Here is a 26,219-nt window from a genome sequence, read left to right as displayed (position 1 = left end):
TCGCCTCCCGCCTGCCGGGGTCAGGTGAGCAGGGTGGACGGGTCGCGTTCCGGCGGGCCGGCGGGCCACCAGTGGCCGTCGTGCTCGGTGAAGGGGTACCAGCGGCCGTCGCGGCCGTAGCGGACCTGGCGGGGGCCGAGGGTCCAGCGGTTGCGCCAGGTCTCCAGCTGGGGCGGCGGGTCGCCGTCCCAGCCGGACTCCAGCAGCGCCTGGGCCCTGGCCAGCTCCTGGCGGGGCGGGGCCCAGGGGGTTTCGAGCACGTCGAGCCCGGGGGCGCCGCCGTACCGCCAGGCCCGGACGGCGGCGTCCAGGCCGAGGTCGAGGTCGTGCTCGGCGGCCAGGCGGACGCGGTCCTGGTACTCGGTCAGCGGTTCCAGGTGGCCGTGCAGCAGGATCTGGCGGGCGCGGGCGGCGGCGGAGGCGGCCAGCACGGCCAGGGCGGCCACGTCCACGCCGGGTGCGGGGTCCAGGGCGAGGGGGGTGAAGGCGGTCTCCGGCGGGGGCGGTTCGGGCAGCGGCGGCTCGCCGAGCGCGAACGCCTGCGCGGCGGGCACCCCGCCGCCGGCGTCCTGCTCGGTGGTTCCGCCGCCGGTCGCGCGGGCGGGGGCCGGGAGGGGCAGGTCGCGGTTCTGCAGGGCCTCGATCAGCTCCTGTTCGCCGCGTCCGCGCAGCAGCAGCAGGACGAACGGGTCGCCGTCCAGCAGCCAGGACGCCTGGTAGCACAGGGCGGCGGCGTGCTTGCAGGGGTGTCCCCAGTCGGGGCAGGAGCATTCGGGCTCCAGGTCGCCGACGGTGGGCAGCAGCGGCACGGCGGCGTCCTCGGCGGCCTCGACCAGGTCGTGCGGGACGTCGCGGTCGAGCAGGGCGGCGATGTGCCCGGCCTTGGCGGCGACCTGGTCGAGGAAGCGTTCCCAGGCAGCGTCGGTGAGCTGTTCGACGCGGACGACGGTGTCGTACTCGTGCTCGGTGACGGCGGCCAGCCGGCCGGGGCTGACGGTGATCGGGCCGACCTGGCCGGTCTTGGCATAGGCGCGGCCCTTGCGCAGCAGGGTCTGGTCGAGCGAGGTGTCCTCCAGGGCCTTGATCCACGCCTGGCCCCACCAGGTGGTGGCGAAGCGGGCGCCGGCGCGTTGCGGGGGGAAGGCGGCGAATCCGCGTACGGCGGTCATCTGAGCTCCACGAGTGCGGCGAGTTCGGCGTCGGTCAGCTCGGTGAAGGCGGCCTCGCCGGAGGCCAGGACGGCGTCGGCGAGCGAGCGCTTGGCGCCGAGCATGGCGGCGATGCGGTCCTCGATCGTGCCTTCGGCGATGAGCCGGTGCACCTGGACGGGCCTGGTCTGGCCGATGCGGTAGGCGCGGTCGGTGGCCTGGTCCTCCACGGCTGGGTTCCACCAGCGGTCGTAGTGGATGACGTGGTCGGCGCGGGTGAGGTTCAGGCCGGTGCCGGCGGCCTTGAGGGAGAGCAGGAAGACGGGGACGTGGCCGTCCTGGAAGCGGGCGACCATCTCCTCGCGACGGGCGACCGGGGTGCCGCCGTGCAGCAGCTGGGTGGCGACGCCGCGGCCGGACAGGTGGCGTTCCAGGAGCCTGGCCATGGCGACGTACTGGGTGAACACCAGCACGGCGCCGTCCTCGGCGACGATCGTGTCGACGAGCTCGTCGAGCAGTTCCAGCTTGCCCGAGCGGCCGGTCAGGCGGGGGGACGATTCGTGCAGGTAGTGGGCGGGGTGGTTGCAGACCTGTTTGAGCCCGGTCAGCAGTTTGACGATCAGGCCGCGCCGGGCCATGCCCTTGGCGTTCTCGATCTGGGTCATGCTCTCGCGGACGACGGCCTCGTACAGGGCGGCCTGTTCGGTGGTGAGGGGGACGGGCCGGTCGGTCTCGGTCTTGGGCGGCAGTTCGGGGGCGATGCCGGGGTCGCTCTTGCGGCGGCGCAGCAGGAACGGCCCGACGAGCCGGGCCAGCCGGGCGGCGGTGTCGGCGTCGCCGGACTCGACCGGTTTGGCCCAGCGGGCCCTGAAGCGGGCCAGGGGGCCGAGCAGTCCGGGGGTGGTCCAGTCGAGGATGGCCCACAGTTCGGACAGGTTGTTCTCCACGGGGGTGCCGGTGAGGGCGACGCGGGCGCCGGCGGGGATCTCGCGCAGCGCCCTGGCGGTGCCGGAGGCGGGGTTCTTGACGTGCTGGGCCTCGTCGGCGACCAGCAGCCCCCAGGGGTGGGCGCCCAGGGTGGCGGCGTCCAGGCGCATGGTGCCGTACGTGGTGAGCACGAATCCGTCGTCGGCCAGGGTGCGGGCGTTGCCGTGGTAGCGGCGGACCGGGACGCCGGGCGCGAACTTGGTGATCTCGCGTTCCCAGTTGCCCAGCAGCGAGGCGGGGCAGACCACGAGGGTGGGGCCGGTGCCGGCGCGGTGCAGGTGGAGCGCGATCAGGGTGATGGTCTTGCCCAGGCCCATGTCGTCGGCCAGGCAGCCGCCGAGGCCGAGCGAGGTCATCCTGGCCAGCCAGCGCAGCCCTTGGAGCTGGTAGTCGCGCAGGGTCGCGGCCAGGCCGGGCGGCGCCGGCACGGGTTCGGGGTCGGTGAGCCGGTCGCGCAGGTCGGCGAGCCAGGCGGTGGGTTCGACGGTGATCTGTTCGGGTTCGTCCCCGCCGTCGATCTCGACCGTGCCGGTCAGGGCCGCGCCGAGCGCCTGCAGGCCGGTCAGGGGCTTGAGGTCGCGCTGGCGGGCCTTGCGGGCCAGCGCGGGGTCGATGAGCACCCATTGGTCGCGCAGCCGTACGACGGGCCGGTGGGACTCGGCCAGCAGGTCCATCTCGGCGGCGGTCAGCGGGGCGCCGCCGAGCGCGAGCCGCCAGTTGAAGCTGGTCAGGTGGTGGCCGCCGAGGAAGGAGGGCAGGTCGGAGGGCGCGCTGTCGCGGTCGCCGACGACGGCCTGGGCGCTCAGGCCGCGGACCAGGGAGCGCGGCCAGTGGACCTCGACGCCGGCGGCGGCCAGCCGGTCGGCCGCGCCGGTCAGCAGGTCCGCCACGTCGCCGTCGGTGAGGGCGAGCTCGTCGGGCACGGCGTGCTCCAGCAGCCGTTCCAGGCGGGGCCAGGAGCGGGCGGCGCGGCGCAGGGAGAGGGTGACCTCGATCCTGGCGCGGAGGCCGAACCCGGGGTCGCGGCCCTGCCACAGGTCGGCGGCGTCCACGACGAGCGAGGGGTCGGCCAGGCCGTGCACCTGGACGACGGCCCGGAACTCGGCCTGGGCCAGGTCGTCGGCCTCCAGCCGGAGCGAGAGCCGCACGCCGGAGTCGAGCCCGGCCGAGACCTCCTCGGCCCAGGGCCGCAGGTGGGGCACCTTGACGGGCTTGACGGCGGCGAAGGCGGTGGTGCCGGTGGCGCGTACGGCTCCGGGCGAGCGCGGCATGGCGTCGGCCACGGCGTCGAGGAAGGCGCGCACCAGAGGCTCGGCGTCGGGCAGCAGCAGGTCGCCCACGGGGAGGGCGCGGGCGGCGGCGGGCATGGCCGCGGCCAGCTCGCGCACGCGGCGGGCGTCGGCGGCGTCGAGGGGGCCGGCGCGCCAGGAGTCGTGGCCGTCGGGCGAGACGGCGGGCAGGATGCGGCCACGGGTGACGAGCTGGAGGGCGACCAGCGCGACGGCGCCCCAGAAGCGGGTGGCCGGGTGGGCGGCGGCGTCGGCGCGGGCCCTGGCCAGCACGGCGACGGCGTCGGCGACCGGGATCTCGGTGACGGCGCGCTCGCGCGCGCGAGGTTGTCCGTCGTCGTCCTGTTCGATCACCGTGGCCGTGCCGTCGCCCTGGTCGTCGAGGAAGACCAGGTGGCCGGACCTGGGGGGATCGCCGGGACGGAAGATCGCTGGGTGTCGCGCCAGATCCGGAAGAGCACTCATAGGCCGTACAGTGTACGGTACATCGGGGTGTGGTTTACCACAGAGCACATCGGCCGTCCGCCTCATTACCGCCATAACGGATCATTCGTAGCCTGGGGGACATGACGGATTGGTTGATTGCGTTGATGGAGAACCTCGGCGCCTTCGGGGCCGGGCTGGCGATCATGCTGGAGAACCTGTTCCCGCCGCTGCCCAGCGAGGTGATCCTGCCCCTGTCCGGCTTCACCGCCAGCCAGGGCGAACTGGACCTGCTCGACGTGCTGGTGTGCACGACCCTCGGCTCGGTGGTCGGGGCGCTGGCCCTGTACGGGGTGGGCGCGCTGCTCGGCCGCGAGCGCACGCTGGCCATCGCCGCCAAGCTGCCGCTGGTCAAGGTGACCGACATCGAGAAGACCGAGGCGTGGTTCCTGCGGCACGGCCGCAAGACCGTGTTCTTCGGCCGGATGATCCCCATCTTCCGCAGCCTGATCTCCGTGCCGGCGGGGGTGGAGCGCATGCCGCTGGTGACGTTCACCCTGCTCACGACGGCCGGCAGCGCCATCTGGAACACCATCTTCGTGCTTGCGGGATACTTTCTCGGCGAGAACTGGTCGCTGGTCGAGGCGTACGTGGGGATCGGCACCTACGTGGTGATCGGCCTGGTGGCGCTGGCGATCGCGGTCTTCGTCGCGGTACGGCTGACGGAACGGCGTAAGGGAAGGCATGCGAACCGCCGCTGAGGGGCTGAGGGTGCTGGGCGCGGTGGTCCTGGGCGGGCTGACCGCCCTCGCCGGCGCGCTGTTCCTGCTGCTCACGCTGCCCTTCCTGGGCCGGCCGCGGATGCGGGCGCTGGCGGCGGGACTGGCCGGGTTCGAGGCGCGCCGCCTGCGCCTGGACACCGCCGCGCTGGACGCGTTGTCCGGCTGGGACACCCGGCCGGCGCGCTACCTGGCCGCCAGGATCCCGGCCGGGGTGCTGGGCGGGCTGGTGGTGGCGCTGCTGGTCCTCGGCGCGCGCACCGCGATCCTGCTGCTGGGGGCCTGGGCCCGCGGCGAGCCGTACGACGGGATGACGCCGACGCCGCCGCTGGTGTTGTACTTCCTGGTGGGCGGCTGCGTGTTGCTGTTCATCGCCGTGTCGGGGCTGGTGGGGGTGCACGCGCTGGAGCGGCGGCTGGCCGGGCGGCTGCTGGGGCCCGACCGGACCGAGGCGCTGGAGCGCCGGATCGCCGAGCTGGCCGAGAGCCGGGCCGGGATCGTGGCCGCGGTCGACTCCGAGCGCCGCCGGATCGAGCGTGACCTGCACGACGGGCTGCAGCAGCGCCTGGTGGCGCTGTCGATGCTCATCGGGCGGTCCCGGCGGGGGCGTCCCGAGCTGCTGGAGCAGGCGCACGAGCAGGCCCAGCAGGCGCTGGCCGAGCTGCGCGAGGTGGCCTGGCGGGTCTACCCGAGCGGGCTGGACTCCCTCGGGCTGGGTGAGGCGCTGGCCGGGGTGGCCGAACGCGCGGGCGTGCCGGTCAAGGTGGTGTGCGACCTGCCGAACCGGCCGCCGATGGCGGTGGAGACGGCGGCGTACTTCGTGGTGAGCGAGGCGGTGACCAACGCCGCCAAACACGCGGCCGCCACGATGGTGACGGTCGAGGTCAGACAGGAGGACGACAGGGTGCTCGTACGGGTGAGCGACGACGGCACGGGCGGCGCGCGCCCCTCGGGAGGCGGCCTGTCGGGGCTGGCCCGGCGGGTGGCGGCGCTGGACGGCGCCTTCGAGGTGGTCAGCCCGCCCGGCGGCCCGACGACGGTGGCGGCGGGGCTGCCGTGCGGGTGATCCTGGCCGAGGACTCCACGCTGCTGCGCGAGGGTCTGGTACGCCTGCTGGGCGAGGAGGGCCACGAGGTGCCGGCCGCCGTGAGCGACGGCGAGGCCCTGGTGGCGGCGGTGGCCGAGCACGCCCCCGACGTCGTGGTGGTGGACGTGCGCATGCCGCCGACCCACACCGACGAGGGGCTGCGGGCGGCGCTGGAGATCCGGCGGCGCTGGCCGCAGGTCAAGGTGCTGGTGTTGTCGCAGTACGTGGAGAAGCGGTACGCCACCGAGCTGATGAGCGCCGACGTCGAGGGCGTGGGCTATCTGCTGAAGGACCGCGTGGCGCAGGTCGGCGACTTCCTGGACGCGCTGGAGCGGGTGGCGGCGGGCGGGGCGGCCTTCGACCCGGAGGTGGTGCGGCAGTTGCTGGCCCGTACCACGCAGGTCGATCCGCTGGCCCGGCTGACGGCGCGCGAGCGGGAGGTGCTGGAGCGCATGGCCCAGGGCATGACCAACGCCTCGATCGCCGGGCAGCTGCACGTGTCGCAGAGCGCGGTGGAGAAGCACGTCAACTCGCTGTTCGACAAGCTGGGCCTGTCGCACGCCAGCGGGTACAGCCGCCGGGTGCTGGCCGTCCTGCACTTCCTGAAGTCCTGAAGGGGGACCTTCGTGCGTCCGCGCGTCTTTCGTCATGAGGACCTGCCGCGGCTGCGGCAGGTCCTGTCGGGGTGGATCGCCGAGGCCGGGCGGTGCGGCTACGACCACGCCGGTGAGCTGCCGCACCGGGTCTATGACAACCTGCGCGACCGCCGTCCGGCCGCCGAGCTGGTCCGGCTGTGGGAGGACGCCGGCGGCCTGGCCGGGATCGCGATCCTGCTGCGGTTCGGCTGCGCCTTCGACGTCTTCGCCGCGCCCCGGCTGCGCGGCGGGCCGGCGGAACTGGACATGCTGGAGTGGGCGGCCGGCGCCACCGCGCGCCGTGCCGCAGGACGCGCCGGGCCTGGCCGAGGCGCGTAACGCGGCGTTCGGCGACGACTGGACCGGGCCGCTCCACCGTTCTGCGGTGATGGAGCGGCCCGGCTACGACCCGGCCGACGAGATCGTGGTCCAGGCGCCGGACGGCCGGATCGCGGCCTTCGCGGTCGGCTGGCTCGACGGCCGCAACGCGACCGGTCACTTCGAGCCGGTCGGCACCCATCCGGCGTTCCAGCGCCGGGGTCTGGCGCGGGCGGCGATGCTGCACGCGATGCGCCGCATGCGGGCGGCGGGCATGACGGCGGTGACGGTGAACCACGACGCCGACAACGTGGCCGCCCGCGAGCTGTACCGTTCGCTGGGTTTCGTCCGCCGGCACGAGACCTACGGCTACCGCCGTCCGGCCGGCTGATCGGCCTGCTTGCCGTCGATCCGGCCCAGGGGGTGGGGGGCCGCTTCCAGGGCGGCGCGGGCGGCGGGCCAGGCGGGGTCGCCGGGGTTCAGGGCGGTGCGCAGGTAGGCGGTGGTGAGCCACTGCAGCAGGGCCAGGCGTTCGGGGCTCTCGTCGGTGGTCTCGGCGACGTGGTGTCCGGCGACGCCGCCGAGGGTGTGCTCGGCGCCGAACAGCGTCAGCAGGCTCTTGTCGCCGGGGCTGTGGCGGTAGCCGTCGGTGAACCAGTCCGGTCCTCGCGTCGACAGGGGTGAGTCGTCCTTGTCGCCGGCGACCAGCAGGGCCGGGGCCTTCATGAACTCGAAGGCGGGGTTCATGAAGGGGAAGTGCTCGGCGGCGAACGGTGACAGGTCCCGGCCGCCGGTGCCGGGCAGGGCGAGCAGCACGCCGGCCGTGACGCGCGGGTCGGACAGGTCCTGCCCTGGGTGGCCGGCGGCGTCCAGGATGCGGGCGCCGAGGAGCATGCTGGCGCTGTGGGCTCCCCAGGAGTGGCCGGCGACGGCGATGCGGCCGCGGTCCAGGCGTCCGGCCAGGCCGGGCAGGGCTTTCTCCAGGACGTCGAGGCCGTCGATGACGCGCTTGAGGTCTTCGACCCTGATGCGCCAGATGTGGGGGGTGCGGGGGTCGTCGGCGGGGAGGGCGAGCGTGCGCGAGTCGAGATGGGTGGGTTGCAGGACGGCGAAGCCGTGGGCGGCCCAGAAGTCGGCGAGGGGGGCGTAGCCGTCCATGGACCAGCCGTGGCCGTGGGACAGGACGACGACGGGCAGGTGGTCGCCGGTGGCGGGGGCCGAGACGCGGACCTGGAGGTCCTGGCCCCGTCCGGGGGCGGGCAGGACGACCGGCCGGACCGACACGACGGGGGCGGTGGGCGATGCGGGCATGGTGGTGCCTTCCGGGTGGAGTTGCCGCAGGTGGGCGTGGGAGAGGGCAGGGCTTGGCCGTCGGGCCTTCGCTCTGGCATGATGGTGCAAGCGGGACCGTGTCCCGTTTTTGACGATACGGGACCGTGTCCCGTTTAGCAATCCGACCCTGGGAGGAACGGCGTGGAGGAGTCGCGTCCGAAACGGGCCGATGCGCGACGCAACGAGGAGAACCTGCTGCGCGCGGCCGCCGCGGTGTTCGTCGCCTCGGGCGTGGAGGCGCCGATCCGCGACATCGCGGCCGAGGCCGGCGTCGGCACCGCCACGATCTACCGTCATTTCCCCACGCGGGCCGACCTCGTCATCGCCGTCTACCGCCACCAGGTGGAGTCCTGCGCGCAGGCCGGTCCGGCCCTGCTGGGCGCCGGTCCGAGCCCGTACGCGGCGTTGCGGGAGTGGATCGGGCTGTTCGTCGACTTCCTGGTCACCAAGCACGGGCTGGCCGCGGTGCTGCAACCGGACAACACCGGCTTCCAGGCGCTGCACGCCTACTTCCTGGACCGCCTGGTGCCGGTGTGCGCCCAGCTGCTGGAGGCCGCGGCGGCCGCCGGCGAGATCCGCGGCGATCTGGACGCCTTCGAGCTCATGCGCGGCGTGGGCAACCTGTGCATCGGGGCCGAGGCCGATCCCCGCTACGACGCCCGCCGCCTGGTCGGGCTCCTGGTCGCCGGGCTCAGCCGGAAAGGAAGACCTTAAGAGATCCGTAAGCCGGTCCGGCGAGACTTCAGGCATATCCCGAGACGCATGGAGAACCATCATGAGGAAGATCAGCGCGAACCTGTTCATCTCGCTCGACGGCGTCGTCCAGGACCCGGCGGACTGGCACTTCCCGTACTTCAACGACGAGATGGGCGCGGCGGTGACGGCGCAGATGGCCGACACGCTGCTGCTGGGGCGCGAGACGTACGACAGCTTCGCCGGGGCGTGGCCCGAGCGCGAGGCGGCCGGCGGCGAGGACGCCGACTTCGCCAGGACGATCGGCGACGCGCGCAAGATCGTGGTCTCCCGCCAGCCTCTGGAGTTCACCTGGCGCAACTCCGAGCTGCTGCAGGGCGACCTGGTCAAGGGCGTGACGGCGCTGAAGGCCGAGCCGGGCGGCCCGATCGCGATGAGCGGCTCGGTCTCGGTGGTGCGGCAGCTCCTGGCCGCCGGGCTGCTGGACGAGCTGCACCTGCTGGTGCACCCGATCGCGGTGCGCAAGGGCGAGCGGCTGTTCGACGAGGGCGACAGCTCGATCCCGCTGGAGCTGGTCAGCTCGCAGACGTTCACCACCGGCGTGCTGTACCTGGTCTACCGGCCGGCCGGGGCGGCCGGTGCGGGCTCCTACGACGACGCCAAGACCCACCTGCCCCAGGACGTCCGGTAACGCGCTCTGCCTGTTGCGACAGGCCCGGCCTCGCCTTCCGCGGCGGGCCGGGCCTTTCGTGCGCACGGGATCAGCGGGTCAGCGGGTCAGCGGGTCTGGGGGACAGCAGGTCGTCCAGCTCGGCGGTGAAGAGCAGGGCGGGGTCGAAGCCCATGCCGGCGAAGTGGCCGGCCAGTTCCAGGGACAGCACGCCGTGGATCCGGGTCCAGAAGCTGAGCGCCCGGTGCAGGACGGCGGGCGGGGCGGGGTGGTCGCCGGCCCAGTCGCGGTGGGCGGCCAGGTGGTGGTCGAGCGGGGTTTCGGGGCGCCGGGGCGGGGCGGCCGAGGCGGCGTCGAGCAGGAGGGTCATGATCTGGGCGGAGATGGCGGTGATGTCGTCGGGGGCGTGGTAGCCGGGGACGGGGGTGCCGTAGATGAGCAGGTAGCGCTGGGGGTCGCGCAGGGCCCAGCCGCGTACGGCGTGAGCCAGCCCGGCCAGCCCGCCCCCTTCGGCGGCCTTTTCGGCGGTTGAGCGGAGGGTGTCGGCGAGGCTGCGGTAGGCGTCGCGGATGAGTTCGGTGATCAGCTCGTCGCGGTTGGCGTAGTAGCGGTAGAGCGCGGGGCCGCTCATGCCCATCTGCTTGGCGATCGCGTTGAGGGACAGCGCGGAGGCCCCCGTCGTGGCGATCTGCTGCCAGGCGTGTTCCTTGATCTCGGCACGGATCTGGGCGCGGTAGCGCTCGCGCGGGGTCGCCGTGCCGGTGTCCGCCATGCCGTGCCGCCTTCCGTCGCTACACCCCAGAGATTTAGTTAGAGGCTATCACGAACGTTGTTGACACTTCTTTTCCTGTGCGGTTATAACTTCTAACGAAAGCACGAGCGTCTAGCCGTTCGTGTCCGTCCAGGTGAAGGGAACGTCATGACCACGTACCAGCCGTCCACCCGTCCCGGTCGTAGTACGCCGGTGGCGGTGAGCGTCGCCGCCTGGGCGGTCCCCGTCATGATCGTCGGCCAGTTCGCGCTGCTGGCGATCGTTCCGGTCGCGGTCGTGCTGGTCGGCGCGCTGCGCCATGCCCGGGACCGGCTGGTCCGGTGGGCGGCCGTGCTGGTGGCCCTCGCCTACGCGGCGCCGTTGGCCGTGTGGGTGGCCCGGCCCGGCGGTGCGCCGAGCCTGTCGAAGGACATGCACCCCGCCTTCGCCGTGCTGATCGTCGCCGCCTGCGCCGCGCTCGTCGCGGCCATCGTGCGGGCCGGACGGCGCTGACGGCGTCCCCGGCCTGGCAGCCCTTTTCTACGATCCCTCAACGAGAGGAACACCATGTTCAGCAACGTCCGCGTCGCCTCGATCCTGATCCCGTTCGCCGTGGCCGGCGTCCTGGTGGGCAACGTCCCGGCCGCCCACGCCGCCGCCCACGCCGCCGCCGGCGCGGCCCAGTGCCGGGGGGAGGGGGTCGACGCCTCCGCCCGCATCCGTTATCGGGCCGACATCGTCATCAAGGCTCCGCTGAGCAGGATCTTCGGACTGCAGACGCGGGTGGAGCAGTGGCCCGACTGGCAGCAGCCCGTCCTGTCCAGCAAGCGGCTGGACCACGGCCCGCTGCGCGCCGGTTCGTCGTGGCGGTGGACCACGCCCGCTCCGGCCACCGCCACCACCCCGGCCACCACCATGCACATCACCTCCACCCTCCGGCGCGTCAAGCGCGACGCCTGCCTGCTGTGGAGCGGCCCGGCGGTCGGCACGGGCGTGCGCATCGACCGGGGCGTGCACCTGTGGACGTTCACCGAGGTCAAGGACGGTGTGCGCGTGCACACCGAGGAGACCTGGACCGGCGGCCAGGTCGAGGCCGACGTGGCCACCGCCACCGAGCTCCTCGGCGCGGGGCTGGAGGCATGGCTGCGCGACCTGAAGGCCGCCGCGGAGTCCCGCTGACCGCCCGCGCGATGTGACGGGCGCCACTGTCCCCGGATGTCACGCGGCGGCGGCGACCGGCGTCTGGTGCGTGTGGCAAGGTCGAGAACCGACAGGCGGGAGCACGAGATGGACACCAGCGTCGAACCGGCCGACCAGGCGGACCAGGCCGACAGTGCGACCCGGACGTTCGTCGAGCATCGCAACCTGCTGTTCACCGTCGCCTACGAGATGCTGGGCTCGGCCGCCGACGCCGAGGACATCCTGCAGGAGACCTGGCTGCGGTGGGCGTCGGTCGAGCTGGGGTCCGTGCGTGACCGGCGCGCCTTCCTGGTCCGCATGGTCACCAGGAAGGCGCTGACGCGGCTGCGCACGATGCGCCGGCGCAAGGAGTCCTACGTCGGGCCGTGGCTGCCCGAGCCGCTGCTGACCTCGCCGGACGTGGCCGAGGACGTCGAGCTGGCCGAGAGCGTCTCGATGGCGATGCTGCTGGTGCTGGAGACCCTCCATCCCACCGAGCGCGCGGTGTTCGTGCTGCGCGAGGTGTTCGGCCTGGAGTACGACGAGATCGGCGAGGCCGTCGGCAAGACCCCGGCGACGGTGCGGCAGATCGCCCACCGCGCCCGGGGGCATGTGGCCGCACGGCGTCCTCGGGCGAGCGTGTCGGCCGAGCAGGCGGGTCAGGCGCTGGCGGCCTTCCAGAGCGCGATCGAGACCGGCGACCTGCAGCGTCTGCTCGACCTGCTGGCTCCTGACGTCGTCCTGCTCACTGACGGCGGCGGCGTGGTGCGGGCGGCGCTCGCGCCGGTCGAGGGCGCGGCCACGGTGGCCGCGGTGCTGTCCAGGATCGCCGGCACGGCCCGTCTGCGCCGGGCCCACGTCAACGGCCATCCGGCGCTGCTCGTCGACCTCGACGGCGAGATCGACAGCGTCGTGGCGATCCGCCTGGACGGCGGCCTCATCAGCGGCCTGTACGCCGTGCGCAATCCCGGCAAGTTGTCGCGGATCGGACACGAGACCGTTGTGAGCCGCTGACGGGCCGCGGGGAAATCCGGGTGCGGCCGCCGCCCGTCGTCGCCGATCATGACCGGTATGGGAACGTGCGTCTTCTGCGAGATCGTCGCCGGACGGACCGTGGCCAGCGTGGTCTACGGCGACGACGACGTCCTGGCGATCCTCGACCATCACCCGGCCACGCCCGGACACGTCCTGGTGATGCCGCGCGCGCACGTCGCCGGCCTGGCCGAGGCCGGCGACGCGGTCGGCGGGCCGATCTGGCGGGCGGCCCGGCGGGTGGCGGCCGCGCTGCGGGCCTCGGGGCTGCGTTGCGAGGGGGTTCGGCTGTCGCTGGCCGACGGCGAGGCCGCCGGTCAGGACGTCTTCCACCTCCATCTGCACGTGGTGCCGCGCTTCGCGGGCGACGGCGTGGTGGTCAGCGCCGAGTGGCGCAGCCGCTCGCGCGCCCGGCTCGACCAGGACGCGGCGCTGATCCGTGCCGCTCTGCCGCGCTGACCCGCCCGCCGCCCCGCTGACCCGCTGACCTGGGGCCGGCCGCGTGCACGGCATGTTGTTATGCTCCCCGCATGTTCCGCGAGGCCCGCCTTGACGACTTCGAGCACATCGTCCGCCTCTACCGGCAGTTGCAGCCGGATGACCCGGAGGTCGTGGAGGGGTCGGACGCGGCGGTCTTCCGGCAGATCCTCGCGTCCCCCGCGCTGCGTCTGTTCGTGCTCGAACTGGACGGGGCCGTCGTCGCGACGACCTACCTCAACGTGATCCCCAACCTCACGCGGTCGGCCTCGCCGTACGCCGTGATCGAGAACGTCGTCGTCGAGGCGTCCCGGCGGGGCGCCGGGCTGGGCAAGCAGATCATGGCCGCCACCCTCCAGGCCGCGTGGGAGGCCGGCTGTTACAAGGCGATGCTGATGACGAGCTCGCGCCGGCCTGCGACCCACGCCTTCTACCGCGCCTGCGGCTTCTCCGGCGACGCCAAGCACGCGTACGTGGCCCGTCCCTCCTGACGGGCCGCCGCCCGAGGCAGGGCGCGGCCGTCACAGGGAGCGTTCGAGGAAGCCGAGGATCGTGCGGGCCAGGGTGACGCGGTGGTCCGACAGGGCGTGGTCGGTGGGGAAGAGGTGGTCTTCGAGGCGTTCGACGGGGTGTGCCCGGTACGCGGCGACCAGGGGCTCGTGGTGCACTTCGTGCGGCGTGACGACGTCGTGGCCGGTGCCGGCGAGCAGCACGGGGCGGCCGGCCAGCCGGGGCGCGAGCCGGGCCAGGCGCCAGGCGTCGCCGTTCGCCTCCATCTCGTCGACCAGCGCCTGCCCGCTGGTGCCGCGCAGGGGGGCCAGCTCGCCGTCGAACGCCTTGACGTACCCGGCCCGTACCTCGGCGTCGGCGCGGCACAGCGCGGCGGCCACGCCCAGGTCGAACGCGGCGACGGAGGCGACGGCGGTCACGGACGGGTCCGCCGCGGCCGTCGTCAGCGCCGCGAAGCCGCCCATGCTGTGGCCGACCAGCGCCAGGCGCCGCGGGTCGAGCCGGTGGGCGGCGGCCAGGCCGGGCAGCGCGGCGACGACGGCGGCGGCGTCCTCCAGCACGTGTCCCCAGGACCAGGTGCCGCCCACGCCCCATGATCCGCGGTAGTGGAACACCAGGGCGGCGTAGCCGGCACGGCGCAGCGTCTGGGCGAGGTCGAAGTTGCGCTCGTTGCCGGGGAATCCGTGCAGCAGCACGACGACGGGGTGCGGGCCGCGTCCGGCGGGCAGGTGCAGCACGCCGAGCAGGCGCTCGCCGCCGCTGTCGAACGTCACGTGCGGCGTGGTGGCCGGGAAGTCGGGGTCGCGCGGCGGGTCAGCGGCAAGCGGGTCAAACATGGGTGAACTCCCCGAGATCGAACCGATCAGTACGACCCGAGACGTTAGCAGCCGATCGAACCGACCGGTACTATCCAAGCCATGCCCGTGGCCAAAGGCTCCACGATCGACCCCGCCCGCACCCGCGCCGCCATCCTGAGCGCCGCCACCGACCTGCTGTACGAGCGTGGGCTCGACGGCATCGGCGTCGCCGGGCTGTGCGCCGGGATCGGCATCTCCAAGGAGACCCTGTACCGGCACTTCGGCACCAAGGAGGGCCTGGTCGAGGCCGTGCTCCGGGAGCGCAGCGACCGGGTCGCCCGCTGGCTGGCCGGCCGCGTCCAGGCCGCGGGCGACGATCCGCGCGCCCAGCTGGCCGCGGTGTTCGAGGCCCTGCGGCAGTGGTACGCCGACCCGGGCTTCCGCGGCTGCGCCCTGCTGAACGCCGCCGCCCAGCACCACGCCGACCCCGTACGGGCCATCACCGCCCGCCACCTGGACCGCTACCTTGAGCTGCTGACCGGCATCGCCGAACGTGCCGGGGCCGGCGATCCAGGGCTGGTGGGGCGGCAGCTGCTGATGCTGGTCGAGGGCGCGACCGTCGTCGCGGCCCATCATGACAGCCCAGCCGCCGCCGACCACGCCCTTCAGGCCGCCCTGACCCTCCTGTCCGCCACCACCCCCTGAACGCCCTCCGCCCCCGCCCCTGGAAGCCCTTCCACCTAAGGCCGGAACGTTCCCCGCGACCGACACCGAAGGCGCTCCGCACGACTGATCCAGAGCGTTCCGCGGCAACCGGCGACCGGAGACCCGTCCACCGGCGAGCCGTTCCCACAGCCCCACACGGGAACCCCATCCGTGGTGGAGGCGGCTTGCGGCATGAGGGGCCGCCCTCAGGCCCGCCCCTGGGGCATGCTCGCCACACCGGGCCGGGAGGCATCCTCCGTGACCCGTGGCCCGGGCCCCGCCCGTCGCGATGGCGGCACATGCCCGGAGCACCACCCCCGGCGCCCTCGGCCCGAGAGCCGCCGCCCGGCCGGGGGGTGCGCAGATCCGCTCCCTCCTGAAGGGGGCGACCCGCGCCGGAGCCGTGCCGGCTCTACCGCTCCGTTCCTTCGGCACGCAGCCCTCGCCTTCCGGCCCGGCCATCACGTGCCCAGCAGGCACGAACGCGCACTTCGGACAACGGAAGTCGTCTTGACAACTTCATTTGTCGGTGGGAAGGTTGAGGCACCTCAGGAACTCAAGGAGCGACAATCATGCGAAAGATCACCGCGGGCCTGTTCATCTCCCTCGACGGCGTCGTCGAGGCCCCCGACACCTGGCACTTCCCGTACTTCAACGACGAGATGGGCCAGTCGGTGGGCGCGCAGATGCAGGCCGCCGACGCCATGCTGCTGGGCCGGCACACCTACGAGGAGTTCGCCGGATACTGGCCGCACCAGGACCCCGAGAAGGAGCCGATGGCCGAGGCGATGAACTCCTCGACCAAGTACGTCGTCTCCACCACGCTGACCTCGCCGTCCTGGCAGAACACCGAGGTCGTGAGCCTGGCCGACCTGGCGGCGTTGCGCGAGGGCCCCGGCGGGAACATCTCGGTCGTCGGCAGCGGCACCCTGGTCGTCTCGCTGCTGCGCGAGGGCCTGCTCGACGAGCTCAACCTGCTGCTCCACCCGATCGTCGTCGGCTCGGGCAAGCGCCTGTTCGACGACGCGCGCGAGCAGATCCCGCTCACCCTGACCGCCTCCACCACCTTCAGCACCGGCGTGCTGAACCTGATCTACACGAGGGCATGACATGGCCGCCAAGACCGTCGCCGACAAGCTGCTCATCAAGCCGGCGACCACCGTATGGGTCTCCGACCCCGCCCATCGGCCGCTCCTGGGGCCGCTGCCCGAGGGCGCCGGCGAGGCCGGAACCGTCAAGGAGGCGGACGTCGCGCTGATCTTCGCCCCCGACGCCGCCGCGGCCCGCCGGACCCTGGACGAGCACCGCGACGAGATCACCGCGCCGCCCGTGGTCTGGGTGGCCTACCCCAAGGGCAACAAGTCCGACATCAACCGCGACACGCTCTGGCCCATCGTCGGCGAGTACGGGCTGCGCCCCAACGGCCAGGTCGCGGTGGACGAGACGTGGTCGGCGCTGCGCTTCCGCGTACTGAAGGACGGCGAACCCCCCTTCACGGGCGGCCGCAGCTGACCCCAGCCGCCACCCGCCTGACCGGTCAGGCGGACGGGTCGTCGCCCAGCACCAGCAGCAGATGCTCGTCCTCGCCGTGCCGGACCGTTCCGGCGCGCCGGAACCCGTGGCGTTCCAGCAGCCGCACCGAGCCGGTGTTGCCCGCGAACGGGTCGGCGTACAGGGGTCTGGTCTTCTCCTCCGCCAGGAACAGCCCCAAAGCCGCGGTGCCGACGCCGCGCCCCCAGAAGGGGCGGCCCAGCCAGTAGCCGACGAACCGCCGCTGACCCTCCCACCAGGACACCACGTTCCCGGCCACCTCAGCCCCGACCGTGACCGTGCGCACCAGGACGGTGGGATCGCCGAGCACCCGGGTGGTCCAGTGGGTCATGAAGGCCGCCCGCTCGCGAGGGGCGAACCTGGACCGCCGGACGGCCTCCTCGTCGTGCTCCTGCTCCAGGAACACCTCCAGATCGGCCTGCAGGACGGGCCGCAGCCGCACGTCATCGCTCATGCCCGCCGAGTGTGCCACCAGGCACCGACAGTTCCGGCGGACACGCCTCTCAGCGCCGCCGTTCCCTCACCCAACGTGATCGCAGCCCTGCCTTTGGGCTGCTGACCGGGGATTTTACCCGGCCATCGAGCTTCACGGAGAGTGACATGGGGTAGTCACGGTGCAGAGTCGCCCGCTCGGGCAGGGAGGAGGAGCGCATGACAGGCACAGCCGTCAGCGGGCCGGGGGCCGTCGTCGAGGTGCCGACGGTCACGCTCGCCGGCGGCGGAGTCGCGGCTCGGGCCGCGACGGGCACGGGCACGTCCCCGGTCAGGGCCGCGAGCCGCTGCGGTCACCACGGTCACCCCGACGGTCACCCCCATGACGCGGGGCCGGCCGTTGTCCGCAGCGCAACCGCGTACCGCCCGGCCGGCCACGCAAGGCCGTACCCCACCGCGTACGGCATGGCCGGCCACGGCGGGAGCTCCTCGCCGGGGTCGTGATCCCGATGCCGGTCCCGCCGCCGGGTCTGACTTCCCCAGTCCTCAGCCCGGCGGCGGGACCTTCTCATGCCCACCCCTGCGCCCGCGCCGGGTTCGTCCGGCAGGATCATGAGCACGTATCTCATGTCCCGAAGAAGGAGCCGGCACACGAGGAGGCCAGGGATGAGACCGGTGTACGCGGGCGCGGCGGTGGAGGTGGCCGCGCGGCCGGAGGAGGTGTTCGCGCTGATCACCGACTGGTCGCGGCACCGCGAATGGATGTTCATGACGTCGGCGCGGCAGGTGGGCGAGCGCCGGGTGGAGGCCTACACCGGGGTGCGGCCGGTGGGGTTCCTGGACACGATGACGATCGTGGCCTTCGAGCCGCCGTCGTACGTGCTGATGGAGCACACCGGGCGGCTGGTGCGCGGGCGGGGCGCGATCCGGGTGCGGCCGTGGCGGGGCGGTAGCCGGGTGATCTGGGCCGAGGAGCTGCTGCTGCCGCTGGGCGCGGCCGGCCGGGCGTTGTGGCCGGCGGGACGTCCGGTCGTGACGGCCCTGGGCCGGCATTCGCTGCGCAGGCTGGCGCGCCTGCTGGAGGCGCCGGCCCGTTAGGTGGCGTCGTGGACGACCAAAGCCAGTTGCACCCGGTTGTCCAGGCCCGCCTTGGTCAGCACGCGCGAGATGTAGCCCTTGACGGTGCCCACGCTCATGTGCAGCTCGCCGGCGATGACCGCGTTGGGCTTGCCCTGCCCGACGGCGAGCGCCACCTGGCGCTCCCGCTCGCTGAGGGCCGACAGCATCCGGCGGGCCTCGGCGCGCCGCCGGTCGTCCTCCTCGGGCATCAGGTGGGCGATCAGGCGGCGGGTGACGCTGGGCGACAGGCTGGGCTCCCCGGCCGCCACCCGTTTGACGGCCTCGACGATGCCCTCGGGCGGGGTGTCCTTGAGCAGGAACCCGCCGGCTCCGGCGCGCAACGCCCGGAAGACGTGCTCGTCGGCGTCGAAGGTGGTCAGGATGATGACCTGCGGGGCGCCGGTGCGGGCGCGCAGCCGCCGGGTGGCCTCGATGCCGTCGAGGCCGGCCATGCGGATGTCCATCAGCACCACGTCGGGGGAGTGCTCGGCGACCGCGGCCTGGACCTGCCCGCCGTCGGCCACGGCCCCGACCACGCGCAGGTCGGGTGCGCCTTTGAGCATCAGGGTCAGCCCGGTGCGGACGAGCGCGTCGTCGTCGACGATCAGCACCCGGATCGGGCCGGGCTCACTCCGCGACTCCTCCACGGGGCCATGGTAGCCGTGCGGCCAGCCGGAACCCGCCGTCGCCGGCCGGTCCGCGGTCCAGCTTGCCGCCTGCCAGGGTGACGCGTTCCTCCAGGCCGGCCAGCCCCGCTCCGGCGCCGGTGTCGGCCAGTTCCGCCCGCGGCCCGGCGGGCGGCGGGTTGCGCACCTCGACGGTCAGCTCCCGGCCGGCCGTGCCGCGCACCTCGACGGTGACGGTCCGGCCCGGGGCGTGCTTGCGGGCGTTGGTCAGGCCCTCCTGGACGACGCGGTAGGCGGTGCGCCGGGTCGGCTCGGGCAGGTCGGCGAAGCGTATGCCGTGTTCGCGCAGGTCGATGCGCATCCCGGCCCGCCGTGACTCCGTCACCAGCGGCTCCAGCCCGGCCGGCGGCTGCTCGGCGGAGGGCCGCTCGGCGAAGGCGGGCTGGTCGCCGGGGTGCCGGCGCAGCACGCCGATGACGCCGCGCAGCTCCTGCAGCGCCTGGTGGGCGCTGGCGCGGATGACCTCGGCCGCCTCGGCGACCTCGGCGGGCGTGGCGGCGGCGTTGAAGCGCAACGCGCCGGCGTGCACGGCCAGCAGCGACAGCCGGTGGGCCAGCACGTCGTGCATCTCGCGGGCGATGTCCAGGCGTTCGGCGCGGCGCGCCTCCTCGGCGCGTTGCCGCTGGTCGGCCTCGGCGCGGCGGGCGCGTTCGGCCAGCGAGGCCAGCAGTTGGCGGCGGGTCCTGGCCAGGATGCCCCAGCCGGTGACCGCCCCGCCGAACAGCACCGCGACCAGCGCCCACACCGGGTACGGCGCCAGCCCCGGCGGCCGCAGGGCGAACCTGGCCAGTGAGGCGGCCACCCACGCCGCCCCGACGGCCACGGCCGCGGGCGGACGCCGGTGGAGCGCGACGACCAGCGTGGCGATCCCGGCGGCGACCGAGGCGGCGGCGGCCGGGATCGCCAGCGCGACGGCGGCCAGCCCGGCGGCCACCGGACGGCGGCGGCACCACCACAGCGCCGCGCACGCCGCCGCCCCGCCGATCACGTCGGCCCACAGGTGCCAGCGGGGCGTGCCGGACGCGAGGTCTCCCCACACCACCGAGACGGCGCCGGCCAGGGCGAGCACGACCCCTCCGGCAACCGCGACCCGCTCCCGCCGCGACCGCCCGCCCTGATTCTCGTCGCCCGTCTGCGGGCTGTTCGCCCCGAACACCATGGCCGATCGTAGCCCGCACCCGCCGTGCCGGGCGGCAACCGGGGTCACCGGCCGTGGCAACCAAAGTCGTGCCCGGTGCGCGACCGCGGTGGCCACGGACCGGCCGCAAGGCAGCAGCGCCGCCCCCGCGCGGGACGGGAACGTGGAGGCATGGTCTCCCTTCAGGCACGCGGCCGGTGGGCCGCGCTCGTCCTGGCCGGGCTCACCCCGGTCGTCGCCGAGCTCACGCTGGGCAATCCGCCGCTGCGCCAGGCGTGGCTGCTGCTGGTGTGGACGCCGATCTACGGCGCGGGCACCGTCCTGATCCGCGAGCTGGTACGCCGTGCCGGTCGCGGGTGGGGGTCGGTGCTGCTGCTGGGGGCGGCGTACGGGATCGTGGAGGAGGGGCTGGCGCTGCAGGCGCTGACCAGCCCCACCCTGTACGGCGCGGCGGGGTGGGCGCCGCGCGTCCTGGGCCTCAACAGCGCCTACACCGAGCTGAACATCCCCTACCACGCGGTGTTCAGCGTGGCGCTGCCGATCCTGCTGGCCGACCTGCTGTTCCCGGCGCTGCGCCACCGCCCCTACCTGGGACGGGCCGGGCTGGTGGTGGCGGGCGTGGTGTTCGTGCTGGGCGTGCTGCTGCTGCGCTGGACGGCGGCCTTCATGGACCCCGGCTACCTGGCGCCGTGGCCGGTGCAGGCGGGGCTGCTGCTGGCGGTGGCGGCGCTGGCGGTCCTGGCGTTGCGGGTCGTCCCCCCGCCGCCGGCCGGGTCGGCGCAGGCGGCCGGGGGGTCGGCGGGCGCGCCCGCTCCTGCGCTGGTGGCGGTGGGGGCCGGGGTCGTCGCGTTCGGGTATCTGGCGCTGCTGTTCCCCTTCGGCGGGGCCCGGCATCCGGCCTTCACCCAGGGCGGCTGGGTGGCGGCGCCGATGGCGGCCGCGGCGCTGCTGGCCGTGGTGGCCGCGCTGCTGGTACGGCGGTGGGCGGCGCACGGCGGCTGGGGCGACCGGCACAGCCTGGCGCTGGCGGGCGGCGCGCTGATCGGGCACACCGCCTTCGGCGTGCTCGCCAACGGCCAAACAGCCGCCGACCGGGTCTCGCTCACCGTGCTCGGCCTGGTGACGGCCGCTCTCCTGGCGCTGCTGGCCCGCCGTACGGGCCGACTCACACCGCCGGCCCGTACGCGCTGACCCGCAGCGCCGTACGGACTGACGTTCAGCGGGCCGCGGCGGCGGGCTGGGCCTGGCGCTGCACGGCGGCGGCGAACGCGGCGATCAGCGGGTGCGGACGCCGCCCGTCGCCGGCCAGCTCCGGCTGGAACAGCGTGCCGACGAAGAACGGGTGGCCGGGCAGCTCGGCCACCCGCACCATGCCGTCCTCGGCGTGGCCGGAGAAGACGAGCCCGTGTGCGGCCAGCGTCCCGCGGTAGGCGTCGTTGAGGCCGTAGGAGCAGCTGTAGGCCTCGACGATGGACGTGGTGCCCATGATCTGCTCGATCCGCGAGCCGGGGGTCAGGCGCACCAGCCCCTCGTGCCCGGCCAGCGAGCACGACAGCGGCTCCAGCAGGAACGCCCCGGCGCCGGGGGTGTTCTCGGCGTGCTCGACGTCCAGCCCGCACACGTTGCGGCCGTACTCCAGCAGCATGTGCTGGAAGCCGCCGCAGGTGCCCAGGAACGGGATGCGCCGCTCGCGGGCGGTGCGGGCTGCGTTGACGGCGCCGGCCTCGCTGGCGTACGGGCTGCCGGGCATGATCCAGATGCCGTCGAAGCCGTCGAGGTCGTCGGCCTCGGTGGTGGGGATCCAGTAGGGGTCCAGGGCGATGCCGTCGCGTTCGCGCAGCGCCTCGATCAGACGGGGGACGCGGGCGTGGGACCGGACGCCGGGTGAACGGTCTGCGACCAGGGCGATTCTCATGCCTCCCATCGTGACCTCCCCCCATCCTTAAGCGCCAACGATGATGTCTGCACCTGCTATAAGCATTGCTGATGGACCCGAATCTGTTGCGCACATTCGTGACGGTGGCCCGCCTGCGCTCCTTCTCGGCCGCCGCCCACGAGCTCGGCTACACCCAGTCGGCGATCTCCCAGCAGGTGGCGGCGTTGGAGGCCGATCTGGGGCTGCCGCTGCTCGGCCGCCGCCCGGTGGAGCCGACCCCGGCGGGTGAGCGGCTGCTGGAGCACGCGGGGCCGCTGCTGCTGCGCCTGCGGGCGGCGCGCGCCGACGTGCTGCGCGCGGCGGCCCAACCGGCCCACCGGCTGCGGCTGGCCGCGACCCCGCTGGCGGTCAACGCGGTGCTGGCCGGACGGCTGGCCGAGGCGCGCGCCGCCCAGCCGCGGCTGCGGGTGGAGGTGCGCACCTGTGACCGGGAGCTGCTGGCCGAGCTGCTGGCCGAGGGTGAGGCCGATCTGGGGCTGGCCGACGGCATCGCCGCGCCCAGCGACCCGCTGCGCCTGCCGGAGTCGGGCCCGATGACCACGGTGGGCGTCAGCGAGGAGGACCTGGTGGTGGCGTTGCCGCCGGGGCATCCGCTGGCGGGACGCCGGGCGTTGCGGCTGGCCGACCTCGTCGACGCCCGCTGGCTGCAGACGCCGCTGTGCCCGTTGCCGCGCCTGCGTGACCTGGCCGGTGACGGGTTCGCCGCCGCGCTGGTCTACCAGGGCGACGACGTGCACACCGTGCTCAACCTGGTGGCCGCCGGGCACGGGCTGACCCTGCTGCCTGCCTCGGCCGGGCGGGGGGTGCCGCTGGTGGCGCCGCGCCTGGTGCACCGCGTGGAGCTGGTGCACGGCGCGCTGCCGCCCGGCCCGGCCGCCACCCTGGCAAAGGCCCTGACCGGCCCGGCCGGCCTGACACCCCAGGCCGGTCCCCGTCCGCCGGCCTGACACCGCGAGCCGATCCCCGTCCGGCGGGCTGACGCCGTCGGCGTCCGGCCCGGTCCGTGTGCGGCGGCTGGGCGGGTCAGGCGTGCCAGCCGGCCACCCCGCCCGGCACCGGCGCGGCCGGGTCGTAGGGCTCGCGGGTGAAGACGAACGTGTTGAGGTCGAGGTGGTCGGCGGCCACGCGCAGCCTCTCGCCGGCGTAGTAGCCGTCCAGCCCGAGCCAGGTGCCGTCGTCCTGGGGCACGAACCGGGAGGCGCGCCCGCTGCCGTCGACGGGCGCCAGCGACAGCCCGCGGTCGGGCAGCAGCCGCAGCGCGTACGGCTTGGGCCCCCAGTGCCACAGCCCGGTCAGCGCCAGCAGGTCGGGGTCGGCGGGGGCGGGCTGCCATTCCTCGGGCAGGCGCGGCTCGTGCTCGTCGAGGATGTCGAGCAGGTCGGTGGGCAGGGAGCCGGTCATGCCGCTGGTGGTGTTGGCCATGAACAGCACGCCGACGCGTTCGGCCGGGTCGGCCCAAACGGTGGCCAGGAAGCCGGGCATGGACCCGGTGTGCCCGGCCAGGCGGCGCCCGCCGACGCGGGCCAGTTGCAGGCCGAGCCCGTAGCCGGCGGTCCAGGAGTCGCCGTCGGCGACGCCGGCCGGTTCGCGCATCTCGGCCAGGGTGTCGGGCGACAGCACGCCGCCGGTGTCGCCGCCGACGAAGGCGGCCCAGCGGGCCAGGTCGTGCGGGGTGGACCACAGCTGCCCGGCCGGCCCCATGGCCACGGCGTCGTGCTCGGGCTCGGTGAGCACCGTGTCGGCCCACGGGTGGACGGCGTAGCCGGTGGCGTGCGGGGCGCGGGGGCGGGCGGTGGTGGCGTTCATCTCCAGCGGCGCCAGCACCTCCTGCCGCACGGCCTGCTGCCAGTCGGTGCCGCGCAGCCGGGCCACCAGCTCGCCCAGCAGCGCGAACCCGACGTTGGAGTAGTGGTAGAGGCGGCCGGGCCGGTGCCTGACCTGGTCGGGGCCCACCCGCTTGAGCAGGTCGGGCAGCTCCAGGCCGGGGGTGCGCTCCCACCAGTCGGTCGGCGGTTCGGCGGTCAGGCCGGAGGTGTGCGACAGCAGCTGGGCGATGGTGGCCTGCCCGGCGGCGGTGCCGGGCAGGTGACGCTCCAGCGGGTCGGTCAGCGCGATCCTGCCCTCGTCGCGCAGCCGCATGACGGCCACGGCCACGATCGACTTGGTGATCGATCCCAGCCGGTACTGGGTGGCCGGGGTCGGCGGGCCGTCGCCGACGCGGCCGCGGCCGCCGAACCACACCGTCCGCCCGTCGCGGACGATCGCCGCCGTCAGCGACGGCACCCTGCACTCGGCCTGCTCGACGGCCAGCCTGCGCAGCAGCGCGCGGGCCGTCACCTGTCCCACCTGACTCATGGGCGACAACACTAGCGGCGTCGGGTGGCCGCCAGGTGCGTACCTGCCGCCTCGCCGCGGCCGGCCGGGCCGCCGGGCTGTCATCGATCGTGGTGCGGGGTGACCAGGCCGGCGTCGTAGGCGGCGATGACGAGCTGGACCCGGTCGCGGGCGCCGAGTTTGGTGAGCAGGCTGGCGATGTGGGCCTTGGCGGTGCCGGGGCTGATGTGCAGCTGGGCGGCGATCTCGGCGTTGGACAGGCCGCGCCCGGTCAGGGTCAGCACCTCGCGTTCGCGCGCGGTGACGCCCAGCGGCTCGCGCGGCAGCGGGCGGGGTTCGGGGCGGCCGGCGAACTCGGCGATGAGGCGGCGGGTGACGCTGGGCGCGATCAGCGCGTCACCGGCCGCGACCACGTGGACGGCGGACAGGATGTCCTCCAGCGCCATGTCCTTGACCAGGAACCCGCTGGCTCCGGCCCGCAGCGCGGCGTGGACGTTGGCGTCGTCGTCGAACGTGGTGAGCATGATGACGCGGGTGGCGGGGGATTCGGCGGTGATGTTCTGGGTGGCCTCGATGCCGTCCATGCCGGGCATGCGGATGTCCATCACGACGACGTCGGGGCACAGCTGCCGGGTGAGCTGGACGGCTTGGGCCCCCGTCCCGGCCTCCCCGGCGACGACGACGTCGGCGGTGCCGTCGATGACCATGCGCAGACCGGCGCGGATCAGCGGCTGGTCGTCGGCGAGCAGGACGCGGACGGTCACCGTGCCTCCTCGTGCGTGCTGCGGCCGCTCTCGCCCACCGGGGCGTGCTGCGGCAGCGGCAGGGCGGCGGTGACGCGGAAGCCGCCCTGCGGGCGCGGCCCGGCGCTGAGGCGGCCGTCGAGCAGGGCGACTCGCTCGCGCATGCCGGCGATCCCGTACCCGCCGCCGGGCGAGCCCGCGCCGGTTGAGGCGGTGCCGGTTGAGGCGGTGCCGCGTCCGTCGTCGGTGATGTCGAGGCGTAGTTCGCCGGGCGCGTAGTCGAGGACGACCTGGCAGTGGCGGGCGCCGGCGTGGCGGACGACGTTGGTCAGCGACTCCTGGACGATGCGGAAGGCGCACCGGTCGACGGCCGGGGGCAGCTCGCGTGGCGTGCCTCGGCGGCGCACGTCCACGTGGAGGCCGGCGGCCGTGGTCGTCGCGGCGAGCCGGTCGAGGTCCGCCAGCCCCGCCGGCAACCCCGACCCCGACCCCGCCCTCGTTTCCGACCCCGACCCCGACCCCGACCCCGACCCCGGCCCCGCCCCCGCCCCTGGCCCCGCCCACGTTTCCGGCTCTCCGGCGGCCGGGGGCTCGCGGAGCACGCCGAGCATGTGCCGCAGCCCTTGCAAGGTCTGCCGGCCGGCGGCCTCGATCGCGCCGAGCGCCTGGCGCGCCTGGTCCGGCCGGGTGTCGATCACCCGGGCGCCCGCGCCGGCCTGGATGGCGATGACGCCGATGCTGTGGGCGACCATGTCGTGCAGCTCTCGCGCGATGCGCAGCCGGTCGGCCGTGACCGCCTGAAGCTCGGCCTGCGCACGCAGCGCCTGCCCGTACTCGCGTCGTTGCCGGAGCGTCGTGCCCGCCGTCCAGGCGACCACGACGCCCAGGCCGAGCAGCAGCGACAGCGCGAGGAAGCCCGGCGCGGCGGCGCGCAGCCCCTGGGCCAGCAGGGTCCCGTGCCAGACCGCCTGCTGCACGATCAGCGTGGCGGCCGCCGCCACCAGCCCCCTCCGGCGCGTACGGGTGGCCGTGATGAGGCAGACCAGCAGGTCGGCCGCCGGCAGCAGCGGCCAGATCCGCTCGGCGGGCTGCGCCGAGGCCACCGCCACGACCAGTTCGGCCAGCAGCACCGCCAGCACCGCGCACGGCCGCCGCCGGGCCCACACCATCGGGACCGCCATCGCGGCGGCGAACCCGATGTGTGCCGCGCCCACCGGCAGCGGGCTCTCGCCGTCGGTCAGCGTCACGACGTACAGCAGCGGCAGGCAGGCCACCACGGCGCACCACGACAGCGCCGTCCGCACGCCGTGCGGCAGCCGCTGCGTCAAGGGTGGCCTGGGCGTTGGTTCGCGCACCCGGCCGATCGTAGTCACCGGTCGCCGCCGCGGGCATCGGCCCGCCGGCCTATGCCCGCGGGCCACCCCACCGGCAGGCGAACCGGCCTGCGGCCAGATGTGCCGCCTGCCCG

31 protein-coding genes are annotated in these 26,219 nt (G+C 74.4%); 19 read left to right on the top strand and 12 right to left on the bottom strand.

The features are described from left to right. Positions 1-20: 20 nt before the first annotated feature. Entirely contained in the window at positions 21-1,169 is a 1,149-nt protein-coding gene (locus tag AB0C33_RS13175) for an SWIM zinc finger family protein (RefSeq protein ID WP_358286775.1), read from the bottom strand. Beyond that, the gene (locus tag AB0C33_RS13170) at positions 1,166-3,889 is read right to left on the bottom strand and encodes a DEAD/DEAH box helicase (protein WP_358286774.1); all 2,724 of its coding nucleotides are present in this window, start codon (positions 3,887-3,889) and stop codon (positions 1,166-1,168) included. The genes AB0C33_RS13175 and AB0C33_RS13170 overlap by 4 nt, the downstream gene beginning before the upstream one ends. Before the next feature lie 101 nt (positions 3,890-3,990). On the opposite strand from AB0C33_RS13170, the gene AB0C33_RS13165 reads away from it, so the two are divergent. The 5 genes from AB0C33_RS13165 to AB0C33_RS13145 are packed head-to-tail and all read left to right on the top strand — an operon-like array spanning position 3,991 to position 7,057. Beyond that, complete coding sequence (locus AB0C33_RS13165) at positions 3,991-4,608, top strand: DedA family protein (protein ID WP_358286773.1); 618 nt, start codon at positions 3,991-3,993, stop codon at positions 4,606-4,608. Continuing rightward, positions 4,592-5,692, top strand: a complete 1,101-nt coding sequence (locus AB0C33_RS13160; protein WP_358286772.1) for a histidine kinase — start codon at positions 4,592-4,594, stop codon at positions 5,690-5,692. The genes AB0C33_RS13165 and AB0C33_RS13160 overlap by 17 nt, the downstream gene beginning before the upstream one ends. Next, the gene (locus AB0C33_RS13155; RefSeq protein WP_358286771.1) at positions 5,683-6,327 is read left to right on the top strand and encodes a response regulator transcription factor; all 645 of its coding nucleotides are present in this window, start codon (positions 5,683-5,685) and stop codon (positions 6,325-6,327) included. The genes AB0C33_RS13160 and AB0C33_RS13155 overlap by 10 nt, the downstream gene beginning before the upstream one ends. Before the next feature lie 12 nt (positions 6,328-6,339). After that, positions 6,340-6,687, top strand: coding sequence for a hypothetical protein (locus tag AB0C33_RS13150; RefSeq protein WP_358286770.1), 348 nt, complete (start codon positions 6,340-6,342; stop codon positions 6,685-6,687). Next, a complete protein-coding gene (locus AB0C33_RS13145; RefSeq protein ID WP_358286769.1) occupies positions 6,650-7,057 on the top strand; it encodes a GNAT family N-acetyltransferase in 408 nt (135 codons plus the stop codon). Before AB0C33_RS13150 ends, AB0C33_RS13145 begins: the two co-directional genes overlap by 38 nt. Here the strand turns inward: AB0C33_RS13145 and AB0C33_RS13140 are convergent. Next, entirely contained in the window at positions 7,036-7,977 is a 942-nt protein-coding gene (locus tag AB0C33_RS13140; protein WP_358286768.1) for a chlorophyllase, read from the bottom strand. The two genes, AB0C33_RS13145 and AB0C33_RS13140, sit on opposite strands and share 22 nt — an antisense overlap. Positions 7,978-8,139: 162 nt before the next feature. On the opposite strand from AB0C33_RS13140, the gene AB0C33_RS13135 reads away from it, so the two are divergent. Both AB0C33_RS13135 and AB0C33_RS13130 read left to right on the top strand, forming a co-directional pair. Beyond that, positions 8,140-8,712, top strand: a complete 573-nt coding sequence (locus AB0C33_RS13135; RefSeq protein ID WP_358286767.1) for a TetR/AcrR family transcriptional regulator — start codon at positions 8,140-8,142, stop codon at positions 8,710-8,712. A gap of 61 nt (positions 8,713-8,773) precedes the next feature. After that, complete coding sequence (locus AB0C33_RS13130; protein WP_358286766.1) at positions 8,774-9,382, top strand: dihydrofolate reductase family protein; 609 nt, start codon at positions 8,774-8,776, stop codon at positions 9,380-9,382. A 70-nt stretch (positions 9,383-9,452) separates the two neighbouring features. Here the strand turns inward: AB0C33_RS13130 and AB0C33_RS13125 are convergent, their stop codons facing one another. Further along, positions 9,453-10,133 (bottom strand): TetR/AcrR family transcriptional regulator, encoded by a 681-nt coding sequence (locus tag AB0C33_RS13125; protein WP_358286765.1) that lies wholly within the window; start codon positions 10,131-10,133, stop codon positions 9,453-9,455. A gap of 147 nt (positions 10,134-10,280) precedes the next feature. On the opposite strand from AB0C33_RS13125, the gene AB0C33_RS13120 reads away from it, so the two are divergent. The 5 genes from AB0C33_RS13120 (at position 10,281) to AB0C33_RS13100 (ending at position 13,291) form a co-directional block, all read left to right on the top strand. Beyond that, complete coding sequence (locus AB0C33_RS13120) at positions 10,281-10,625, top strand: hypothetical protein (RefSeq protein ID WP_358286764.1); 345 nt, start codon at positions 10,281-10,283, stop codon at positions 10,623-10,625. Positions 10,626-10,679: 54 nt separating this feature from the next. Then, positions 10,680-11,291 (top strand): SRPBCC family protein, encoded by a 612-nt coding sequence (locus tag AB0C33_RS13115; RefSeq protein ID WP_358286763.1) that lies wholly within the window; start codon positions 10,680-10,682, stop codon positions 11,289-11,291. A 108-nt stretch (positions 11,292-11,399) separates the two neighbouring features. Further along, positions 11,400-12,305, top strand: coding sequence for an RNA polymerase sigma-70 factor (locus AB0C33_RS13110; RefSeq protein ID WP_358286762.1), 906 nt, complete (start codon positions 11,400-11,402; stop codon positions 12,303-12,305). A 57-nt stretch (positions 12,306-12,362) separates the two neighbouring features. Next, on the top strand, positions 12,363-12,782 hold the full coding sequence (locus AB0C33_RS13105; protein ID WP_358286761.1) for an HIT family protein: 420 nt from the start codon (positions 12,363-12,365) through the stop codon (positions 12,780-12,782). 71 nt (positions 12,783-12,853) lie between these two features. Then, positions 12,854-13,291: a GNAT family N-acetyltransferase gene (locus AB0C33_RS13100; RefSeq protein WP_358286760.1), complete on the top strand. Its 438-nt coding sequence runs from the start codon at positions 12,854-12,856 to the stop codon at positions 13,289-13,291. A 30-nt stretch (positions 13,292-13,321) separates the two neighbouring features. On the opposite strand, the gene AB0C33_RS13095 is transcribed toward AB0C33_RS13100, so the two are convergent. Further along, entirely contained in the window at positions 13,322-14,146 is an 825-nt protein-coding gene (locus tag AB0C33_RS13095) for an alpha/beta fold hydrolase (RefSeq protein WP_358286759.1), read from the bottom strand. Between the two features lie 81 nt (positions 14,147-14,227). Between AB0C33_RS13095 and AB0C33_RS13090 the strand changes: the two genes are divergently transcribed. The 3 genes from AB0C33_RS13090 (at position 14,228) to AB0C33_RS13080 (ending at position 16,324) form a co-directional block, all read left to right on the top strand. Continuing rightward, positions 14,228-14,812, top strand: coding sequence for a TetR/AcrR family transcriptional regulator (locus AB0C33_RS13090; RefSeq protein WP_358286757.1), 585 nt, complete (start codon positions 14,228-14,230; stop codon positions 14,810-14,812). Between the two features lie 572 nt (positions 14,813-15,384). Next, the gene (locus AB0C33_RS13085; protein ID WP_358286756.1) at positions 15,385-15,921 is read left to right on the top strand and encodes a dihydrofolate reductase family protein; all 537 of its coding nucleotides are present in this window, start codon (positions 15,385-15,387) and stop codon (positions 15,919-15,921) included. 1 nt (position 15,922) lies between these two features. Beyond that, positions 15,923-16,324 (top strand): hypothetical protein, encoded by a 402-nt coding sequence (locus AB0C33_RS13080; protein ID WP_358286755.1) that lies wholly within the window; start codon positions 15,923-15,925, stop codon positions 16,322-16,324. A gap of 25 nt (positions 16,325-16,349) precedes the next feature. Here the strand turns inward: AB0C33_RS13080 and AB0C33_RS13075 are convergent, their stop codons facing one another. Then, positions 16,350-16,817, bottom strand: coding sequence for a GNAT family protein (locus AB0C33_RS13075; RefSeq protein WP_358286754.1), 468 nt, complete (start codon positions 16,815-16,817; stop codon positions 16,350-16,352). A gap of 197 nt (positions 16,818-17,014) precedes the next feature. Between AB0C33_RS13075 and AB0C33_RS13070 the strand changes: the two genes are divergently transcribed. Together AB0C33_RS13070 and AB0C33_RS13065 are read left to right on the top strand one after the other, a co-directional pair. Continuing rightward, positions 17,015-17,299 carry a hypothetical protein gene (locus AB0C33_RS13070; RefSeq protein ID WP_358286753.1) on the top strand — a complete coding sequence of 95 codons (285 nt, stop codon included), beginning with the start codon at positions 17,015-17,017 and terminating at the stop codon, positions 17,297-17,299. A 162-nt stretch (positions 17,300-17,461) separates the two neighbouring features. Then, positions 17,462-17,893 carry an SRPBCC family protein gene (locus tag AB0C33_RS13065; RefSeq protein ID WP_358286752.1) on the top strand — a complete coding sequence of 144 codons (432 nt, stop codon included), beginning with the start codon at positions 17,462-17,464 and terminating at the stop codon, positions 17,891-17,893. On the opposite strand, the gene AB0C33_RS13060 is transcribed toward AB0C33_RS13065, so the two are convergent. Both AB0C33_RS13060 and AB0C33_RS13055 read right to left on the bottom strand, forming a co-directional pair. Beyond that, a complete protein-coding gene (locus tag AB0C33_RS13060) occupies positions 17,890-18,561 on the bottom strand; it encodes a response regulator transcription factor (protein ID WP_358286750.1) in 672 nt (223 codons plus the stop codon). The genes AB0C33_RS13065 and AB0C33_RS13060 overlap by 4 nt on opposite strands. Then, positions 18,542-19,759, bottom strand: a complete 1,218-nt coding sequence (locus tag AB0C33_RS13055; protein ID WP_358286748.1) for a histidine kinase — start codon at positions 19,757-19,759, stop codon at positions 18,542-18,544. The genes AB0C33_RS13060 and AB0C33_RS13055 overlap by 20 nt, the downstream gene beginning before the upstream one ends. A 150-nt stretch (positions 19,760-19,909) precedes the next feature. Here AB0C33_RS13055 and AB0C33_RS13050 point away from each other — a divergent pair, with 150 nt between their 5' ends. Next, on the top strand, positions 19,910-20,929 hold the full coding sequence (locus AB0C33_RS13050) for a hypothetical protein (protein WP_358286746.1): 1,020 nt from the start codon (positions 19,910-19,912) through the stop codon (positions 20,927-20,929). Between the two features lie 25 nt (positions 20,930-20,954). Here AB0C33_RS13050 and AB0C33_RS13045 read toward each other — a convergent pair whose 3' ends face one another. Beyond that, positions 20,955-21,653 (bottom strand): gamma-glutamyl-gamma-aminobutyrate hydrolase family protein, encoded by a 699-nt coding sequence (locus tag AB0C33_RS13045; protein ID WP_358286744.1) that lies wholly within the window; start codon positions 21,651-21,653, stop codon positions 20,955-20,957. A gap of 71 nt (positions 21,654-21,724) precedes the next feature. On the opposite strand from AB0C33_RS13045, the gene AB0C33_RS13040 reads away from it, so the two are divergent. Then, a complete protein-coding gene (locus AB0C33_RS13040; protein WP_358286742.1) occupies positions 21,725-22,621 on the top strand; it encodes a LysR family transcriptional regulator in 897 nt (298 codons plus the stop codon). A gap of 76 nt (positions 22,622-22,697) precedes the next feature. Here AB0C33_RS13040 and AB0C33_RS13035 read toward each other — a convergent pair whose 3' ends face one another. The 3 genes from AB0C33_RS13035 to AB0C33_RS13025 form a co-directional block, all read right to left on the bottom strand. Further along, on the bottom strand, positions 22,698-24,029 hold the full coding sequence (locus AB0C33_RS13035) for a serine hydrolase domain-containing protein (RefSeq protein WP_358286740.1): 1,332 nt from the start codon (positions 24,027-24,029) through the stop codon (positions 22,698-22,700). A gap of 80 nt (positions 24,030-24,109) precedes the next feature. Beyond that, positions 24,110-24,772 carry a response regulator transcription factor gene (locus tag AB0C33_RS13030; RefSeq protein WP_358286738.1) on the bottom strand — a complete coding sequence of 221 codons (663 nt, stop codon included), beginning with the start codon at positions 24,770-24,772 and terminating at the stop codon, positions 24,110-24,112. Further along, a complete protein-coding gene (locus AB0C33_RS13025; RefSeq protein WP_358286736.1) occupies positions 24,769-26,106 on the bottom strand; it encodes a histidine kinase in 1,338 nt (445 codons plus the stop codon). Before AB0C33_RS13025 ends, AB0C33_RS13030 begins: the two co-directional genes overlap by 4 nt. Between the last annotated feature and the right edge of the window lie 113 nt (positions 26,107-26,219).

This window comes from Nonomuraea sp. NPDC048881 (genome assembly GCF_040649795.1).
Taxonomy (GTDB): domain Bacteria; phylum Actinomycetota; class Actinomycetes; order Streptosporangiales; family Streptosporangiaceae; genus Nonomuraea.
This window is presented reverse-complemented; position numbering and strand designations above follow the sequence as displayed.